At 71.7% G+C, this 16,527-nt stretch carries 19 protein-coding genes; 12 read left to right on the forward strand and 7 right to left on the reverse strand.

All coding sequences use genetic code 11. The annotated features are described in order from the left end of the window. Window positions 1–1,437, forward strand: a 1,437-nt coding sequence (gene miaB / locus VGZ32_RS06100; RefSeq protein WP_326884850.1) for a tRNA (N6-isopentenyl adenosine(37)-C2)-methylthiotransferase MiaB, incomplete at its 5' end; no start/stop codon positions are given. Window positions 1,438–1,464: 27 nt separating this feature from the next. On the opposite strand, the gene VGZ32_RS06105 is transcribed toward miaB, so the two are convergent. Beyond that, window positions 1,465–1,746 (reverse strand): antitoxin, encoded by a 282-nt coding sequence (locus VGZ32_RS06105; RefSeq protein WP_326884851.1) that lies wholly within the window; start codon window positions 1,744–1,746, stop codon window positions 1,465–1,467. A 124-nt stretch (window positions 1,747–1,870) separates the two neighbouring features. Between VGZ32_RS06105 and miaA the strand changes: the two genes are divergently transcribed. Next, the gene (gene miaA, locus VGZ32_RS06110; protein WP_414642491.1) at window positions 1,871–2,788 is read left to right on the forward strand and encodes a tRNA (adenosine(37)-N6)-dimethylallyltransferase MiaA; all 918 of its coding nucleotides are present in this window, start codon (window positions 1,871–1,873) and stop codon (window positions 2,786–2,788) included. A gap of 13 nt (window positions 2,789–2,801) precedes the next feature. Here the strand turns inward: miaA and VGZ32_RS06115 are convergent, their stop codons facing one another. After that, window positions 2,802–4,127, reverse strand: coding sequence for a D-arabinono-1,4-lactone oxidase (locus VGZ32_RS06115; RefSeq protein ID WP_326884853.1), 1,326 nt, complete (start codon window positions 4,125–4,127; stop codon window positions 2,802–2,804). Window positions 4,128–4,333: 206 nt separating this feature from the next. On the opposite strand from VGZ32_RS06115, the gene VGZ32_RS06120 reads away from it, so the two are divergent. Then, window positions 4,334–5,416 carry a ferrochelatase gene (locus VGZ32_RS06120; protein WP_326884854.1) on the forward strand — a complete coding sequence of 361 codons (1,083 nt, stop codon included), beginning with the start codon at window positions 4,334–4,336 and terminating at the stop codon, window positions 5,414–5,416. A 2-nt stretch (window positions 5,417–5,418) separates the two neighbouring features. Further along, a complete protein-coding gene (locus tag VGZ32_RS06125; protein ID WP_326884855.1) occupies window positions 5,419–6,228 on the forward strand; it encodes an inositol monophosphatase family protein in 810 nt (269 codons plus the stop codon). 184 nt (window positions 6,229–6,412) lie between these two features. Here VGZ32_RS06125 and VGZ32_RS06130 read toward each other — a convergent pair whose 3' ends face one another. Further along, the gene (locus VGZ32_RS06130; RefSeq protein WP_326884856.1) at window positions 6,413–6,589 is read right to left on the reverse strand and encodes a hypothetical protein; all 177 of its coding nucleotides are present in this window, start codon (window positions 6,587–6,589) and stop codon (window positions 6,413–6,415) included. A gap of 309 nt (window positions 6,590–6,898) precedes the next feature. Here VGZ32_RS06130 and VGZ32_RS06135 point away from each other — a divergent pair, with 309 nt between their 5' ends. Then, window positions 6,899–7,555 (forward strand): response regulator transcription factor, encoded by a 657-nt coding sequence (locus tag VGZ32_RS06135; protein ID WP_326884857.1) that lies wholly within the window; start codon window positions 6,899–6,901, stop codon window positions 7,553–7,555. Window positions 7,556–7,561: 6 nt separating this feature from the next. Then, the gene (locus VGZ32_RS06140) at window positions 7,562–8,851 is read left to right on the forward strand and encodes a HAMP domain-containing sensor histidine kinase (RefSeq protein ID WP_326884858.1); all 1,290 of its coding nucleotides are present in this window, start codon (window positions 7,562–7,564) and stop codon (window positions 8,849–8,851) included. A gap of 11 nt (window positions 8,852–8,862) precedes the next feature. Here the strand turns inward: VGZ32_RS06140 and VGZ32_RS06145 are convergent, their stop codons facing one another. Further along, window positions 8,863–9,411, reverse strand: a complete 549-nt coding sequence (locus tag VGZ32_RS06145; protein WP_326884859.1) for a gamma carbonic anhydrase family protein — start codon at window positions 9,409–9,411, stop codon at window positions 8,863–8,865. Between the two features lie 210 nt (window positions 9,412–9,621). Between VGZ32_RS06145 and VGZ32_RS06150 the strand changes: the two genes are divergently transcribed. Next, window positions 9,622–9,915, forward strand: a complete 294-nt coding sequence (locus VGZ32_RS06150; protein ID WP_326884860.1) for a DUF4193 domain-containing protein — start codon at window positions 9,622–9,624, stop codon at window positions 9,913–9,915. Between the two features lie 42 nt (window positions 9,916–9,957). Here the strand turns inward: VGZ32_RS06150 and VGZ32_RS06155 are convergent, their stop codons facing one another. Continuing rightward, window positions 9,958–10,488: a DUF3093 domain-containing protein gene (locus VGZ32_RS06155; protein ID WP_326884861.1), complete on the reverse strand. Its 531-nt coding sequence runs from the start codon at window positions 10,486–10,488 to the stop codon at window positions 9,958–9,960. Between the two features lie 182 nt (window positions 10,489–10,670). Here VGZ32_RS06155 and VGZ32_RS06160 point away from each other — a divergent pair, with 182 nt between their 5' ends. The 4 genes from VGZ32_RS06160 to VGZ32_RS06175 are packed head-to-tail and all read left to right on the forward strand — an operon-like array spanning window position 10,671 to window position 13,432. Further along, complete coding sequence (locus VGZ32_RS06160) at window positions 10,671–11,282, forward strand: PaaI family thioesterase (RefSeq protein WP_349263505.1); 612 nt, start codon at window positions 10,671–10,673, stop codon at window positions 11,280–11,282. Beyond that, window positions 11,279–11,743, forward strand: a complete 465-nt coding sequence (dut, locus tag VGZ32_RS06165) for a dUTP diphosphatase (protein WP_326884863.1) — start codon at window positions 11,279–11,281, stop codon at window positions 11,741–11,743. The genes VGZ32_RS06160 and dut overlap by 4 nt, the downstream gene beginning before the upstream one ends. 54 nt (window positions 11,744–11,797) lie before the next feature. Continuing rightward, the gene (locus VGZ32_RS06170) at window positions 11,798–12,547 is read left to right on the forward strand and encodes a DUF3710 domain-containing protein (RefSeq protein ID WP_326884864.1); all 750 of its coding nucleotides are present in this window, start codon (window positions 11,798–11,800) and stop codon (window positions 12,545–12,547) included. A gap of 36 nt (window positions 12,548–12,583) precedes the next feature. After that, the gene (locus tag VGZ32_RS06175; RefSeq protein ID WP_326884865.1) at window positions 12,584–13,432 is read left to right on the forward strand and encodes a DUF3159 domain-containing protein; all 849 of its coding nucleotides are present in this window, start codon (window positions 12,584–12,586) and stop codon (window positions 13,430–13,432) included. An 82-nt stretch (window positions 13,433–13,514) separates the two neighbouring features. Here the strand turns inward: VGZ32_RS06175 and VGZ32_RS06180 are convergent, their stop codons facing one another. Further along, a complete protein-coding gene (locus VGZ32_RS06180; RefSeq protein ID WP_326884866.1) occupies window positions 13,515–14,171 on the reverse strand; it encodes a TrkA family potassium uptake protein in 657 nt (218 codons plus the stop codon). Next, the gene (locus VGZ32_RS06185; RefSeq protein WP_326884867.1) at window positions 14,171–14,830 is read right to left on the reverse strand and encodes a TrkA family potassium uptake protein; all 660 of its coding nucleotides are present in this window, start codon (window positions 14,828–14,830) and stop codon (window positions 14,171–14,173) included. The genes VGZ32_RS06180 and VGZ32_RS06185 overlap by 1 nt, the downstream gene beginning before the upstream one ends. 348 nt (window positions 14,831–15,178) lie before the next feature. Between VGZ32_RS06185 and VGZ32_RS06190 the strand changes: the two genes are divergently transcribed. Beyond that, window positions 15,179–16,519, forward strand: coding sequence for a class I SAM-dependent RNA methyltransferase (locus VGZ32_RS06190; RefSeq protein WP_326884868.1), 1,341 nt, complete (start codon window positions 15,179–15,181; stop codon window positions 16,517–16,519). The last annotated feature ends 8 nt before the right edge of the window (window positions 16,520–16,527 follow it).

Consider the following 16,527-nt stretch of genomic DNA (forward strand, 5'->3'; position numbering starts at 1 on the left):
GACTCCGAGCGGTTGTCTGGGCTGCTGGAGGAGGCTGGGTACGTCCGCGCAGCGCGTGGCGACGTTGCCGACGTGGTGGTGTTCAACACATGCGCGGTGCGGGAGAACGCCGACAATCGGCTTTACGGCAACCTCGGGCACCTCGCGTCGGTCAAGCAGCAGCGGCCGGGGATGCAGATCGCGGTCGGCGGCTGTCTGGCGCAGAAGGACCGGGGCGAGGTCGTGCGGCGCGCGCCATATGTGGACGTCGTCTTCGGGACGCACAACGTCGGGTCGCTGCCTGTGCTTCTTGAGCGTGCCCGCGTTCAGTCGGAGGCGCAGGTCGAGATTCTTGAGTCGCTGGAGGTCTTCCCGTCGACGCTGCCTACGCGGCGCGAGTCGGCTTACGCGGCGTGGGTGGCGATCTCGGTGGGGTGCAACAACACCTGCACCTTCTGCATCGTGCCGTCCTTGCGCGGCACCGAGATGGACCGCCGGCCGGGGGAGATCCTCGCGGAGATCTCGGCGCTGGTCGGTGAGGGGGTGGTCGAAGTCACCCTGCTCGGCCAGAACGTCAACTCTTACGGCGCGCAGTTCGGCGACCGAGAGGCTTTCGCGAAGCTCCTGCGCGCGTGCGGGGGGATCTCGGGTCTGGAGCGGGTCCGGTTCACCTCGCCGCATCCGCGCGACTTTACCGACGACGTGATCGCGGCAATGGCCGAGACGCCGAACGTGATGCCGTCGCTGCACATGCCGCTTCAGTCGGGGTCGGATCGGGTCCTTAAGGCGATGCGCCGCTCGTATCGGCAGGAGCGGTACCTGGGCATCATCTCGCGGGTGCGCGCGGCTATTCCGCATGCCGCCATCACGACGGACGTCATCGTGGGATTCCCGGGCGAGACCGAGGCCGATTTCGAGGACACGCTGCGGGTGGTGCGCGAGGCGAGGTTCGCGTCCGCGTTCACGTTCCAGTACTCCAAGCGGCCGGGCACTCCGGCGGCCGAGATGGACGGACAGCTGCCCAAGGAAGTCGTGCAGGACCGGTACGAGCGGCTGGTCGCGGTTCAGGAGGAGATCTCCTGGGCGGAGAACCGAGCACTGGTCGGCACCGAGGTCGAACTGCTGGTGGCCGAGGGCGAGGGCCGCAAGGACGGCGCGACGCACCGGATGTCGGGGCGGGCGAGGGACAACCGGCTGGTGCACTTCGCGGTGGGCGAGGCGGGGGAGCGGCCGCGGCCCGGAGACATGGTGACCGCTGTGGTCACCTATGGCGCGCCGCACCACCTTGTCGCGGATGGCGTCGACGGCGGCTCGGCGGTGCGAACGCTGCGGCGTATGCGCTCCGGGGAGGCTTGGAAGGCCCGCAACGCGGCCAGGGATATCCGGCCCGCGGTTTCCCTCGGGATGCCGAGCGTGGGCGTTCCCGCGCCGCTGCCCGTGGCCGCCGCCTGCGGCTGAGCGGCGCGGGACTTACCGGGGCGGGGCCTACCAGCCAGCGGGCGGCTGGTCCTGCGAGTCCTGCGAGCCGTCGGTGGGCTGGTTGGGATCGGCCGGCGGGGCGGCGTTCGGATCGGGCTGCTGTGCGTCGTCCTGTGGCTTGAGGCCCATCATCTCCTCGGCCTTGCCGACGCCGGTGTTGATCTGGCCGGTGTACTTGTTGTCGGTCTTGTCGTCGAGCATCTGGCCAGCCTGGTCGATGCCCTTGGTGGCCTCGTTCTGCACCGCTGCGTCGTCCTTGTGCTGCCTCAGCTTGTCGAGGATGCCCATGATCACGGCCCTCCGGTCGGGGGCCGCCGTGGCGCGGCGACCCGGTCGAATCGAGCATAAGCCGCATAGCGGGCACCTGCCTGTCGGCGGAGCCTGCGAGAATGGCGGCGTGGAACCAGCAGCGGTGATCGCGGTGGTCGGCCCGACCGCGGTGGGCAAGTCCGACCTGGCCGTGGAGTTGGCGGGGGCAATTGGCGGCGAGGTGGTCAATGCCGACTCCATGCAGCTGTACCGCGGCATGGACATCGGTACGGCCAAGCTCACCGAGACTGAGCGGCGGGGGGTGCCGCACCACCTGCTCGACATCTGGCCGGTCACCGAGCGGGCGGCGGTGGCGGAGTATCAGCGGCTGGCGCGGGCCGAGATCGACCGGTTGCTGGCTGCGGGGCGTCCACCGGTGCTGGTGGGCGGCTCGGGGCTGTACGTGCACGCGACGCTGGACGATTTCGAGTTCCCGGGGACCGATCCGGAGATCCGCGCCGCGCTGGAGGCGGACCTGGCGGATCTCGGGCCCGGGGCCATGCACGTGCGGCTGGCGGCCGTGGATCCGGGCGCGGCCTCCGCGATCCTGCCGTCGAACGGGCGCCGTATCGTGCGGGCGCTGGAAGTCGTCGAGCTCACCGGGGGGCGCTTCGCCGCGACGCTGCCGGGGCACCGGCCGCATTACCCGCACACGCTGCGCCTGGGGCTTACCGCCGACCGGCCGCTGCTCGACGAGCGGATCACCCGGCGCGTCGAGGTGATGTGGGAGCGCGGACTGGTCGACGAGGTGCGGGCGCTGGAGGAGGTCGGGCTACGCGACGGCGTCACCGCGAGCCGCGCGCTGGGCTACAAGCAGGTGCTGGCGTTCCTCGCCGGGGACGTCTCCGAGGAGGAGGCGCGGGAGCAGACGGTGCGCGAGACCAAGCGGTTCGCCCGGCGTCAGGAGTCGTGGTTCCGGCGCGATCCGCACGTGCACTGGCTCGCGCAGACCGGGCCGGAACTGGTTCAGGCTGCGCTGGAGCTGGCGCAGCCGGGGCTCGCCTCGGGCGTCGGGGCCTGATTCCGGCTCCGGCTCAGGAGCCGAAGATCCGGCGGGTGTAGTCGTTGGCGAACAGCCGGTCCGGGTCTGCCTTCTCACGCACCGTCAGGAAGTCGGCGAATCTGGGGTAGGCCGAGGCGAAGTACTCGTGGTCGCGGGTGTGCAGCTTGCCCCAGTGCGGGCGGCCGTCGTAGGCGACCATGATCGCCTCGGCGTCCTCGAAGTACTCCAGCGGGCTGCTGCCTTCGAACATATGGAAGGCCACGTACGCGGTGTCGCGGCCGTGCGCGGTGGACAGCCACAGGTCGTCGGCGGGGGCTGTGCGCACCTCGATCGGGACGCTGATCCTCAGCCCCGCGTCCTTGAGCATCTGGCGCACCTCCCGCAGGGCGGGGACCGCTGCCTCGCGCGGCAGCGCGTACTCCATCTCGAGGAACTTGAAGCGGCGCGGCGAGGTGAACACCTTGTCCGACCGGTCGACGTAGGAGCGCGCGGACAGCGCCTTGGCGGCCATCCGGTTGATGGTGGGGATCGCGCGCGGCGCGGCCCGTCCGACCCGGCAGACGCCGGCGAAGAAGGTGTTGGCCAGGAATTCGTCCTCGAACCATTCGCGGGCGCGGGGGAGTGGCGCGGCGGGGCCGTCGGTGCGGTTGTTGCGCTTGACCGTCGTGCCGGTGGTGTGCGGGTACCACCAGAACTCGAAGTGCTCGTTGTCCCGCCACAGGTCGTCGAAGGATTCGAGTACCGCGTCGAAGCGCATCGGCTCTTCGCGGGCGGCGAGCAGGAAGGTCGGCTCGGTGCGGAAGGTGACCGCGGTGATCACGCCGATCGCGCCGACGCCGATACGGGCCGCTTCGAACAGTTCCGGGTGCTCGGACGCGGAGCAGGCGACGACAGAGCCGTCGGCCAGGACGATTTCGAGCCCGGCGACCTGGGCGGCGATCGAGGCGCTGGAGCGGCCGGTGCCGTGGGTGCCGGTGCCGATCGCGCCGGAGACGGTCTGCGCCTGGATGTCGCCCATGTTAGTCAGGGCGAGGCCCTGTTCGGCGAGCAGTTCGTTGAACCGCCACAGGCCCATCCCGGCTTCGACGGTCACCAGCCCGGAGGCTTTGTCGGCGGAGCGCAGGCGGGTGAGGTGGTCGAGGCGGATCAGGACTCCGTCGGTGACGGCGGCCGGGGTGAACGAGTGGCCGCTGCCGACGGGTTTGACGGCAAGGCCTTGGGCGGCGGCGTCGCGGACGGCGGCGGCGACCTCCTGGGTGCTCGAGGGGGCGGCGATGCGCCGTACCCGGGCGCTCTGGTTGCCGGCCCAGTTGGTCCAGGAGCGGGTCGGGGTCCCGGGGATCGCGTCGGTGGTCACGGCGTTTCTCAGCCCATCTCGTCGTTCGGCCCGCGGCGACTTGCGCGGCTCGGTGGAGCCAGCCCGGGGAGCCCGTATCACAGCCTTGCGCTGGGATAGCCAACGCGAAGCAAGGACCTGCGTCAAGGGGCGCTGGTGTTAATTCACGGTTGTCCGCCCACGGAGGCGGCACGGTGACGTGAGCAGCGGCGTGAAAGGATGGCGGTATGTCTTTGGCCAGCCCGTATGACGCGCTGCTGTTCCTGTCCTTCGGCGGCCCGGAGGGCCCGGACGACGTGGTGCCGTTCCTGGAGAACGTGACGCGGGGGCGGGGCATCCCGCGCGAGCGGCTCGTGGAGGTGGGGGCGCACTATTTCGAGTTCGGCGGGGTGAGCCCGATCAATGTGCAGTGCCGGGCGCTGATCGCGGCGCTGGAGCAGGACTTCGCCGCGCACGGGCTCGCGGACCTGCCGATCTACTGGGGGAACCGGAACTGGGAGCCGTACCTCGCCGACACGGTCGCGCGGTTGGCCGCGGACGGGGTACGGCGGGTGCTGGTATTTGTGACCTCGGCGTATTCGTCGTATTCGGGGTGCCGGCAGTACCGGGAGGACTTGGCGGCGGCAGTGCGCACTGTGGGCGGGGCGGCGGAGGGGATGCTGTTCGACAAGATCCGCGCCTACTACGACCATCCCGGGTTCGTGGGGCCGAATACGGAGGCGGCGCTGCGGGCGCTCGACACGCTGGACCCGGCGGTGCGTGACGGCGCGGAGTTGGTGTTCGTGACCCACTCGCTGCCGCTGTCGCTCGCCGAGGCCAGCGACTATGTCGCCCAGCACGAGAAGGTCGCCCGGCTGGTCGCGGAGGGCGTGGCGGAGGCGACCGGTGTCGTGGACAGGCCGCGGGCGCTGGTGTATTGCAGCCGCAGCGGTCCGCCTACGCAGCCGTGGCTGGAGCCGGACGTGAGCGACCATCTGCGCGAGCGGCGCACGGCGGGGGCGCAAGCGGTCGTCGTGATCCCGATCGGGTTCGTCTCCGACCACATGGAGGTCATCTACGACCTCGACACCGAGGCCGCGCGAACCGCTGCCAAGGTCGGCCTGGCGTTCGCGCGGGCCGCGACGGTCGGGGTGGATCCGGCATTCGTCGCGGCGATCCGGGACCTGGTCCTGGAGCGGGCCGCGCGCGAGAGCGGCGAGCTGGTGGTGCCTATGGTCGTCGGCGCGCTTCCGCCGAAGCCTGACGTGTGCGCCGCGGGCTGCTGTTCCAATCCGCGGGGCAACAAGCCCGCGCTGTGTGGCAGGGACTGATCTTGTCCGACGAGGTGAACCCGTGGGAGCTGCTTGTTCTGGCCGAGCACGCGGCTCTTGAGGCGGCCCGCTTCATCGTCGAGCGGCGGCCGGCGGACTTGGGCGTGGCCGAGACCAAGTCCAGTCCGACCGACGTGGTGACGGAGATGGACACCGGCGCCGAGCAGCTGATCCGCAAGGCGGTGCTGGAGCGGCGGCCGGATGACGCGTTCCTCGGCGAGGAGGGCGGCGCGGATTCCGGGGCGAGCGGGGTGCGCTGGGTGATCGATCCGATCGACGGCACCGTGAACTATCTCTACGGGCTGCCCGCCTTCGCCGTGTCGATCGGCGTCGAAGTCGGCGGAACCACCGTGGCGGGGGTCGTCGCGGCGCCACGGATGGGCGAGGTCTACACGGCGGTACACGGGGCCGGGGCGTGGTGCAACGGCGCTCCGGTCAAGGTGCGGCCCGCGACCGGTCTCGGCGACGCGCTGGTAGCCACCGGCTTCGGATACCGGGCAGAGCGCAGGCAGCGGCAGGGTGAGATCGTGCGTGCGCTGCTGCCGCAGGTGCGCGATATCCGCCGCGGCGGTTCGGCGGCGCTGGACTTGTGCGCGGTGGCGGCCGGGCGGCTCGACGGCTACTTCGAGCGCGGCACGCACGCCTGGGACTGTTCGGCGGGCGGGCTGATCGCGACGGAGGCCGGGGCGGTCGTCGGCGGGTTCCACGGCGCGGAGGCGGGCGAACCGATGGTGATCGCGGCGCCTCGCGGCACGTTCACGGCTTTGCACGACGCGCTTGTCGCACTGGGCGCGGACGTCCCCGACTACTAAAGCCGGCGTCCACCAGGGCTCAAGCGCGGCGCGTGCGGGAGTGGAGCCGTCCGGGTGAGGGAGTCCCGGTACTAAGAACTCCCGGTACTAAGAACTGCAGCATGAAGAGCCGGAGCCGCCGCAAGGCAGCCCCGGCTGCAGCGTGCAAGGGGGGTCAGACGGCGCAGAGTCAGACGGTGCAGGGTCAGGCCGCTGCGGACCGGGCCACGTCCACGCCGTGCTCGGCGGCGATGCGGAGCAGTGAGTCCAGCTCACCCTGCTCCACTTGGACCGCATACACATCCTTGGCGTACATGGCGCGGCGAAGGGCCGTCTCAGTGTCGGTGATGCGCTGCCGCAGACGGACGGAGAACTCTCCCATGGTGTAACTGCTCCTTGCGCGGGGGAGGGGGCGTGCGCTGCCGGTGAGGGAGTCGGCGGTGCGCCGCCTGAGCCGTGGGGTGATGCGGTCGGTCAGCTGGACGGGCGGTACGGCTTGACGTGGGGTCGTGCTGGCGGGTGGTGCCCACAACGCTGCGTTAGCGGTCGTTGGGCCGCATGGGTCAAGCTTCCCGAGGACACCGGCGCCCAAACACCGGGCAGGTGGGGCCCGGGAGTTTTGACCCTCCCTTTACGGGGTGTACGAGAGGTTGGACCATCTGGGACGGAAGCGGCGGAGGCGAGGGTTTCGATGCGGGTGCTGGTCGTCGAGGACGAACAGCTTCTGGCGGACGCGATCGCGACCGGGTTGCGGCGCGAGGCGATGGCCGTGGACGTGGTCTACGACGGCGCCGGGGCGTGGGAGCGGGCGAGCGTGAACGACTACGACGTGGTGGTGCTGGACCGGGATCTGCCGCGGCTGTCCGGCGACGAGGTGTGCCGGCGGATCGTCTCCGCGGGGAGTTCGACCCGGGTGCTGATGCTGACCGCCGCGTCGGATGTGCGCGACCGGGTCGCCGGGCTGTCCCTCGGCGCGGATGATTATCTGGGCAAGCCGTTCGCGTTCGCGGAGCTCGTCGCGCGGGTGCGGGCGCTGGGGCGGCGGGCGGTGGCCCCGGTGCCGCCGGTGCTGGAGCGGGCCGGGCTGCGGCTTGATCCGGCGCGGCGCGAGGTGATGCGTGACGGGAAACTGGTCGCGCTCTCCCCTAAGGAGTTCGCGGTGCTTGAGGTGCTGCTACGGGCGGGCGGCGCCGCGGTGACGGCCGAGCAGCTGCTTGAGAAGGCGTGGGACGAGAATGCCGATCCGTTCACCAACGTGGTGCGGGTGACGGTGATGACGTTGCGGCGGCGGCTAGGGGAGCCGGCGGTGATCCTCACTGTGCCCGGCGCGGGTTATCGGATTGAGTGATTGGTCGTGAGCGTCGGACCGGGCCCCGCAGACCCTCTCGACACCGATGCGCTGGCGCGCACCGTGGTGCCGCTGACGGCGTCTGGGCAGTACACGGCGGCGAGCGAGTCCGCGCCGCCGAACCGGAGCGCACGCGGGCGCAGCGGGCTCACCGTGCGGGCGAAGCTGACCATGATCTACGGCGCGCTGTTCATCCTCGGCGGCGCGGTGCTGATCGCGGTCGTGTACTTCTTCGTGCAGTGGCGGCTGAACCACATGAGGGCCGGGCTGCCGCCGTGGTGCACGCTGACGGCCGCGGACAAGAGGGCCGGGATTCTGAAGCTCACTGCGGCCCAGAGCGCGGTCTGTACCCGCCTTCAGCGCGCGGACACGTTGCACGAGACGCTGGTCGCGTCGCTGACGGCGCTGGGGATCGCGGCAGTGCTGGGGGTCGCGGCGGCGTATTGGGTGGCTGGGCGGGTGCTGCGGCCGCTGAGCCGGGTGACCGCGACGGCGCGGCGGATCGTGTTGCGGCCGGATGCGGCCGCGCGTACCCGGATCTCGCTGGACGGCCCGGCCGACGAGCTGCGCGAGCTGGCCGACACCTTCGACGAGATGCTCGACCGGCTGGACCTGGCGTTCCAGAGCCAGCGGCGGTTCACCGGGAACGCCTCGCACGAGCTGCGCACGCCGCTTGCGATCAATCGGACGCTGCTCGAGGTCGCGCTGGCCGATCCGGAGGTGCCGCCGCAGACCGAGCAGCTGGCCAAGGCGCTGCTGGCCACGAACGAGCGGTCCGAGCGGATGATCGAGGGGCTGCTGTCGCTGGCCCGGGCGGACAACGCGGTGACCGATCCGGCGCCGGTGGACCTGGCGTCGGTCGCCGGGCGGTGCGCGGCGCTGTGCGAGGCCGAGGCGGCGGAGCACTCGGTGCAGCTGCGGACGGCGTTCGGCCAGGTGGCCGTGTTCGGGGACGCGGTGCTGTTGGAGCGGGTGGCGACCAACCTGGTGCAGAACGGGCTGCGGTACAACCGGCCGGGCGGGTGGGTCGACGTGGTCACGTACGACCAGGGCACGCACGGGCTGCTGGTGGTGGCCAACTCCGGTCCTGTCGTGCCTGAGCATGCCGCGCAAAGCCTTTTCGAGCCGTTCCGGAGGTTGGAGCAGCCCGACGGGCCGAGCCGCCCGAAGGACCGGGGAGCCGGGCTGGGCCTGTCGATCGTGCGGGCGATCGTCGCGGCGCACCACGGCCGCATCGCCGTTCAACCGCGGGCTGAGGGCGGGCTGATCGTCAGGGTGTGGCTCCCGGTTCCTTAGCTCGCTGTGCCTTAGGCGCCGGGTGAGGCCTTAGGACGGGGGTCGTCGATGCGGCGGAGCTCTTTGGCGTAGCGGGCACCGTTGGCCACGTAGCGCCGCACCGCGTCGTCGAAGGAGCCGGGCCGGACGGCGTTGGGACGGATCTTGGCGGGCACGCCCAGCGCCATCGATCCGCTCGGTACCTCGGTGCCGGGCGACACGACCGCGCCCGCGCCCACAAGCGCGCCGCTGCGGACGGAAACTCGGTGCAGAACGACCGAACCTGAACCAATCAGGCACCCGTCCTCGACTACGCACCCCTCTAGATGCGCGATGTGACCGATTACACAATCGGCCCCGATGACGGTCGCCAGGTCCTCCGTCGCGTGCACCACGGCGCCGTCCTGAACGGACGTGCGCGCCCCCACGGTGATCCTCCCGTAATCCCCGCGCAGCACCGCCCCCGGCCACACCGTAGCCTCCGCGCCGACGCTGACCTGCCCGATCACCACCGCATCGGGGTGTACGAAGGCTGAGGGGTGCAGGTCGGGAACCAGCGCCCCCAACGCGTAGACGGGCATGGGTTCAAGCCTTCCGGGACGGGGCACACCACGGGACATCGCGGCTGCGCAATCCTGCCAGATCACCTTTTCGGAGGAGGGTGGAGGGTGTCGGTTGCGTAACACCCCTTGAAGTAGGGCAAAATCTGCGCCTCGGATCGGGCACAAGTCCGGCTCCAGAAACGTTACGTGCCCAGAACCAAGAGAACGCCCGAAGGGGGAGAGGGAGAGATGGCCACAGATTACGACACCCCACGCAAGACCGACGACGAGCTGAACGAGGACTCGCTGGAGGAGCTCAAGGCCCGGCGGGTCGACAAGACCGCCGCCGTGGTCGACCTGGACGAGGGCGACACCGAGTCGCTCGAACTTCCGGGGGCGGACCTGTCCAACGAGGAACTCAGCGTTCGCGTCCTGCCGCGGCAGGCGGACGAGTTCACCTGCTCGAAGTGCTTTCTCGTCCACCACCAGTCGCAGCTGGCGTACGAGAGGAACGGGCAGAGCGTCTGCCGCGACTGCGCGTGAGCGCGGCGCGGCCGGTCGTGGTGCGGGCCGGGGCCGCGGCGGTCAGCGTGCAAGAGCGTTGACCGCCGCGGCCAGCTTTTCCGGTCTGCGGGTGGAGAGGTAGAGGTACGGGGTCGGGTCGCCGGGATCGGCGACCTCGACGCGCACAGCAGTCTGGACGTAGCTGCGCAGGAGCAGGAACGCACGGGGATCGGCCTCGAACGTGCGCAGCGCGCGCGCTTTCTCGGCCCCGAGCGCGACGGCCGGTCCCAGAGCCGCCGCCGGAAGAGTGGCCGGGCCGGCTTTGAGCTCGCCCGCGGATACTTCGATCACGGGTCTGCCGTAGTTGGCGACGGCGAGGGAGCACAGCACGGTCCCGCCGATCAGCCCGGCCAGCGACAGCCAGGGGTTGACGACCAGCAGGATGATGCCGAAGCTCAGCCCGAACAGGAAAGCGATGAAGTACCACGACAGGGGTGCGCGCAGGGTCTCCCGGTAGTCGGGCTGATGGGTCTGCGCGGGGGAGCGTCGCTCATCGACGGCGTTGCCGCGGGCGCCCGGTTCGTCGGCCGTGTCCATGGCGAATAGCGTCACACACGCTCCTGAAGACGGTCACACGCGCTCCCGGAGACAGGGGCGGCGGCCCCGACGCGGGCGCATTGGGAATGCTTCGCGGCTACCGAGTAGGGTTCTGCGCCGTGAGCCGACCAGACGACAGCCGACCCGGGGCGCCGGGCCCGGGCACGGTGCGGCCGGAGGCATCGGGAGCTGGGGCGTTGGACGCGGGGGCTGGAAGCGCTGCGGCGCAGCCGGCGGTCGGCCGGACCGTCCCGCCCGCCGACGCCCGGCCACCGGTGCGCCACCCGGAGGCGCCCGCGCCCGGGACGGAGCTCGGTGCGCACTACCCGCAGTGCTTCGCTTGCGGCGACGAGCAGCCCAACGGGCTGCATCTGCGCGTCGTGGCCGCCGAGGGGGTCGCGGTCACCGCCGAGTTCCAGGTCGGGCCGGAGCATCAGGGCGCGCCGGGGCTGATCCACGGCGGGCTGCTGGCGCTGGCCTTCGACGAGGCGCTGGGCTCGGTGAACTGGATCCTGCGCGAGCCCGCGGTGACGGGGCGGCTGGAGACCGACTACGTGCGCCCGGTGCCGGTGGGCCGCACAGTGCACATCCGCGCCTGGTGCGAGGCGGTGCACGGCCGCAAGCTGTACCACCGTGCCGAGGGGCGGCTCGACGGCCCGGACGGCGAGCTGGTGGCCCGCTCGGCCGCCCTGTTCGTCCGGGTCGATGTGGAGCATTTCGTCAAGCACGGCCGCGAGGAAGAGGTCCGGGCGGTTCTCGAGCGCCCGGAGCGGTACCCGGCGCGGCGCGGGTTCGAGGTGAATCCGTGACCGGTTCTGGGGCGCCTTCCCCGGACGCCGTGGACGTGCTGGTCACCCGGCTCGACCCGGGCCTTCCGCTGCCCGCCTACGCCCATCCGGGCGATGCGGGGGCGGACCTGTGCACCGCCCAGGATGCCGAGATCGCCCCGGGCGAGCGGGCGGTTCTGCCGACCGGTCTGGCGCTCGCGCTGCCGGACGGGTACGCAGCGTTCGTGCATCCGCGCTCCGGGCTCGCCGCGCGCTACGGCGTGGCATTGGTCAACTCCCCGGGAACGGTGGACGCGGGGTACCGTGGCGAGGTCAAGGTGATCGTGGTCAATCTGGACCGGAACTCCCCGGTGGTGTTCCGCCGGGGGGACCGCATCGCCCAGCTCGTGGTGCAGCGGGTCGAGCGGGCCCGGTTCCACGAGGTCGCGCGGCTGCCCGGAACGGCTCGCGGCGAGGGTGGTTTCGGGTCCACCGGCAGGTAGCCGCGCGGCGGTTCGTCCGTGCGGCGGCGAAGAGAGTGTGGGGAGACGGAAGCGATGTTCCGACGGCGAGGACGCGGCGCGGACGAGGAGCCGGAGGTCGGCCCCGACGAGTCGGTCGACGACGCCTACGAGGACGGGGACGACTCGGACGAGGGCGGGCGCGCGGCGGCCGACCGCGACGCCGGGCCGTGGGACGCCGCGGATCTGGACGAGCCGCAGGAGGGGCGGGTCGACCTGGGCGGTCTGCTGGTGCCCGCGATCCAGGGCATGGAGATCCGGCTCGAGGTCTCCGAGCAGCAGCAGGTCATGGCGATCACGCTGGTGCTCGGGCAGAGCGCGATCCAGTTGCAGGCGTTCGCCGCGCCGCGCACCGAGGGCATCTGGACCGACGTCTGCGACGAGATCGCGGTGGAGATCACCAAGCAGGGCGGCATCGTGGACCGGGGGGTCGGGCCGTTCGGGCCGGAGCTGCGCGCCCGGGTGCCGGTGCGGCTGCCCGACGGCGGGCAGGGCATGCAGGTGCTGCGGTTCCTCGGCGCGGACGGGCCGCGCTGGTTCCTGCGCGGGCTGGTGTCCGGGCAGGCGGCGGTGCAGCACGAGGCGGCCGGCGCGGTGGAGCACGTGTTCCGCGAGACGGTGGTCGTGCGGGGGACCGAGGCGATGGCGCCGCGCGACCCGATCCCGCTGAAGTTCCCGCCGCAGGCGCGGCCGGCCGAGCCGCCGAAGCCGGACGAGCCGTCGTCGCCCTATCAGGGCGATCTGAATCCTTTCGAGCGGGGTCCGGAGATCACCGAGGTCCGGTAGCGGTTGTTTCGCCGCCCGGCGGCTACTATGCACGCCATGCCTGGAAATCCGCTGCCCGAGGGCGCCCCGCCGACATCGACGAACGCTGACCCGCTGGACGCCGAGGGCGTTCTGGGCGCGCTGGCGGACGACTTGGCCGCCGACCTGGCCGACCAGGCATCGCGTGCGGCTGAGGCCGCGGTGCCCGAGCCGCGCGGCGCATCCGGGGATGCCGCGGCCGATGGGTCCGCAGTCGGCGAGGGCGCAGCCGACGAGGACGACGAGGCGGCCCGTGCGGCCGCCTACCAGGCGTCGGTCATGGCGGTCTACGGCGGCCGGCGGGGGTTGGCCGAGATCGGCCTGCCCACCATGATCTTCGTGGGCGTCTACACGGCCACGACGCGGCTGACGCTCTCGCTGTGGTGCGCGGTGGCTGTCAGCGCCGTTCTGGGCGTTTGGCGGCTGGTGCGGCGCGAGAAGGTCCAGAACGCGATCAGCGGCGTCCTGGGCGTCGTCGTCTGCGCTCTGTTCGCCCGGCACACGGGGCAGGCCAAGGACTTCTACCTGCCCGGGGTGCTGCTGAACATCGGCGAGGCGCTGTTGTTCGGAATCAGTGCGCTGCTGCGCTGGCCGATCGTCGGCGTCGTCCTCGGGCCGATCACCGGGGAGATGATGGCGTGGCGGGAGCACCCGGCCCGGCTGCGCGCGTTCATGCGCGCGACGCTGCTGCTCGCGGCGATGTTCGTGTTCCGCGTGCTGGTAGAGGTGCCGCTGTACCTGTCCAATCAGACGACAGCTCTGGGCGCGGCCAAGGTGCTGCTGGGCTACCCGCTGTACCTGATGATCGCCTTCCTGTGCTGGCAGATCATCCGTAAGGCGCCGCCGCCCGTACGCGCCGAGGCCTGAGACCGGGATCCCCGCCTCAGCGGCCTCAATCACGCACGGCTGATTCGCGGCGGCGCCTACGCTGTCGCGCCGCTTGCTGTTACTAGGCGGAGAACAGCTCCTCGAGCTGTTGCTCCCGATCGGGCGCGGCCACGAACAGCAGCTCGTCGCCGGGCTGGAGCAGGTTCTCCGGACTGGGCACCATCACCCGTCCGTTGCGCAGGACCGCGACCAGCGCCGTGTCGTCCGGCCACTGCACCGCGCCGATGCTGGAGCCGGCCAGCGGCGCGTCCGCCGGGAGGGTGAGCTCCACCAGGTTCGCGTCGCCCTGGCTGAAGCGCAGCAGTCGCACCAGGTCGCCCACCGACACGGCCTCTTCGACCAGAGCGGACATCAGGCGCGGGGTGGAGACGGCGACATCCACCCCCCACGCGTCGTTGAACAGCCACTCGTTCTTCGGGTGGTTGACCCGGGCGACCACCCGCGGCACGCCGTACTCGGTCTTCGCCAGCAGCGAGACGACCAGGTTCACCTTGTCGTCGCCGGTGGCGGCGATGGCGACGTTGCAGCGCTGCAGGCCGGCCTCGTCCAGGGAGACGATCTCGCAGGCATCGGCGAGCAGCCACTCGGCGCGCGGCAGCTCGTCGACCGCGATGCGGTGCGGGTCCCTGTCGATCAGCAGTACCTCGTGGCCGTTCTGGAGCAGTTCCACGGCGATGGAGCGGCCGACGTTCCCCGCTCCGGCGATCGCGACGCGCATCAGTTGTCCGGTCCCTTCCCGAAGACGGCCTCGACCCGGGCGGTGTCGGCGGCGCGCATGGCGACGTGGGCGAGGTCGCCCTCCTGCAGAACGGTATCGGGGTCGGGCAGCATGCCGTGGCCGAGCCGGGACAGCGCGACGACGCGGACCCCGGCGGCCTCCTCGAGCCGGGAGACGCGGTGCCCGACCCAGCGCGGGTCGAGGTGCACCTCGGCCAGCACCAGCTCGCCGGAGGGGTCGCGCCAGAGCTCCTCGGCGCCGGAGGGCAGCAGCCGGCGCACCATCTGGTCGGCGGTCCACCGCACCGTGGCCACGGTGGGGATGCCCAGGCGCTGGTAGATCTCGGCGCGGCGCGGGTCGTAGATGCGGGCGACCACGTTCTCCACGCCGAAGGTCTCGCGGGCCACCCGCGCGGCGATGATGTTGGAGTTGTCGCCGCTGGAGACCGCGGCGAACGCCCCCGCCGCCTCGATGCCCGCCTCGATGAGGGTGTCGCGGTCGAAGCCGGTGCCGGTGATCCGCTTGCCCGCGAAGGCCGAACCGAGCCTGCGGAACGCGTTCGCGTCCTGGTCGACCACGGCGACCGAGTGGCCGAGGTCTTCCATGCTCAGGGCCAGCGCCGAGCCCACCCGGCCGCAGCCCATGATGACGATATGCAAAGTGCCTGGTCTCCTCGGTCGTCCGGCCCGGCTTCGCCGGCGGTGCCGGTCCGGCGGGGCGTCGGTACGGCGCTACTGCTCCGTGCAGCGTAGGCGGTCACGCTGCGCTGACGGATTACGTGTCTATCATCTGTCGGCCGCCCAGCCCAGTGCGGGGTGCGCAGGGCTGCGGCTGTGTTGATCAGCACTCACAGTGCCCTCATGCTCACCGGCTCCCATACGCATGCGCCCGCCTCGCTCGCCCCGGTGCCGTACTGCCGTACCGGCGCCGACATGTGCGCCACGGCCATACCCTTGACAGCGAGGCCGACTTCTTCGCCTCCCCGCCGCCGTCGATCGGATTCCGCCGTGCCTGCTCGTTCCGTACCCCACCCCGCGACCCCCGACGCGCGCGCCGCGGAGCACGACGGCGCTCGCAGTCTGGAGGGGGAGCGCTTCGAGGTGGTGGTCGGCGCGGTGGCGCACGGCGGGTTCTGCGTCGCCAGGCACGAGGGCCGGGCGGTGTTCGTGCGGCACGCCCTGCCCGGCGAGCGCGTCGTGGCGCTCGTCACCGAGGGCACGGAGACGGACAGATTCCTCAGGGCGGACGCCGTGGAGATCCTCGAGGCGTCACCAGACCGGGTCGAGGCGCCCTGCCCGTTCTCGGGACCGGGAACGTGCGGCGGCTGCGATTGGCAGCACGCGACCCTGGAGGCGCAGCGCCGCCTTAAGGCGCAGGTTGTGCAGGAGCAACTGCACCGCTTGGCGAAGATCGACCGCGAGGTCGTCGTCGAGGAACTGCCGGGCTCTCCCGACGGCCTGGGCTGGCGCACCCGGGTCCAGTTCGCGGTGGACGGCCTGGGCCGGGTCGGGCTGCGCAAGCACCGGTCGCACGAGGTCGTGTCCGTAGACCACTGCGCGATCGCCGCGCCGCAGGTCGAACAGGTCGGCGTGGAGGGGCGGTCGTGGCCCGGCATGGCGGGCATCGAGGTCATCGCGGCGACCGGGTCCTCGGACCGCGCGGTCGTGGTGACGCCGCACGCCGGCCGGCGCGTCCCACTGGTCGAGGCCGACGTGCCGGTGTCCGTGCTGCGCGGCGACGGCAAGGGCGGAACCCAGCGCATCCATGGGCGCGGGCACGTGCGCGAGGTCGCCGCCGGGCATACCTGGCGGGTAAGCGGCTCCGGGTTCTGGCAGGTCCATCCGGCGGCGGCGGACACGCTCAACGCGGCCGTGCTCGAAGCGGTCCGGCCACAGCCGGGCGAGACCGCCATGGACCTGTACTGCGGCGCCGGCCTGTTCGCCGCCGGACTCGCCGAGGCGGTCGGCCCGGACGGCGAGGTCGTCGCGGTCGAGTCCGACGCGGGCGCCCTCGCCGACGCCGCGGCCAACCTGTCCGACTACCAGCAGGTGGTGCTGGTCGGGGTGAAGGTCGAGCGGGCCTTCGAGCAGGCGCCGCCCGGCTTCGAGGCCGAGGTCGTGGTGCTCGACCCGCCGCGCTCGGGCGCCGGGCGGGCGGTGGTCGGCCGGATCGCGGCGGTGCGGCCGCGCGCGGTGGCGTATGTCGCCTGCGACCCGGCGGCGCTGGCCCGCGATCTCGCCTACTTCGCGCAGGAGGGGTACGAGCTGGCCGGCCTGCGCGCGTTCGACCTGTTCCCGATGACGCACCACGTCGAATGCGTGGCTTCCCTGGTGCCCGCGGCTCGGTAGGATCGGCA

The sequence above is a fragment of the Actinocrinis sp. genome (assembly GCF_035938995.1).
Lineage (GTDB): Bacteria > Actinomycetota > Actinomycetes > Streptomycetales > Catenulisporaceae > DASZGI01.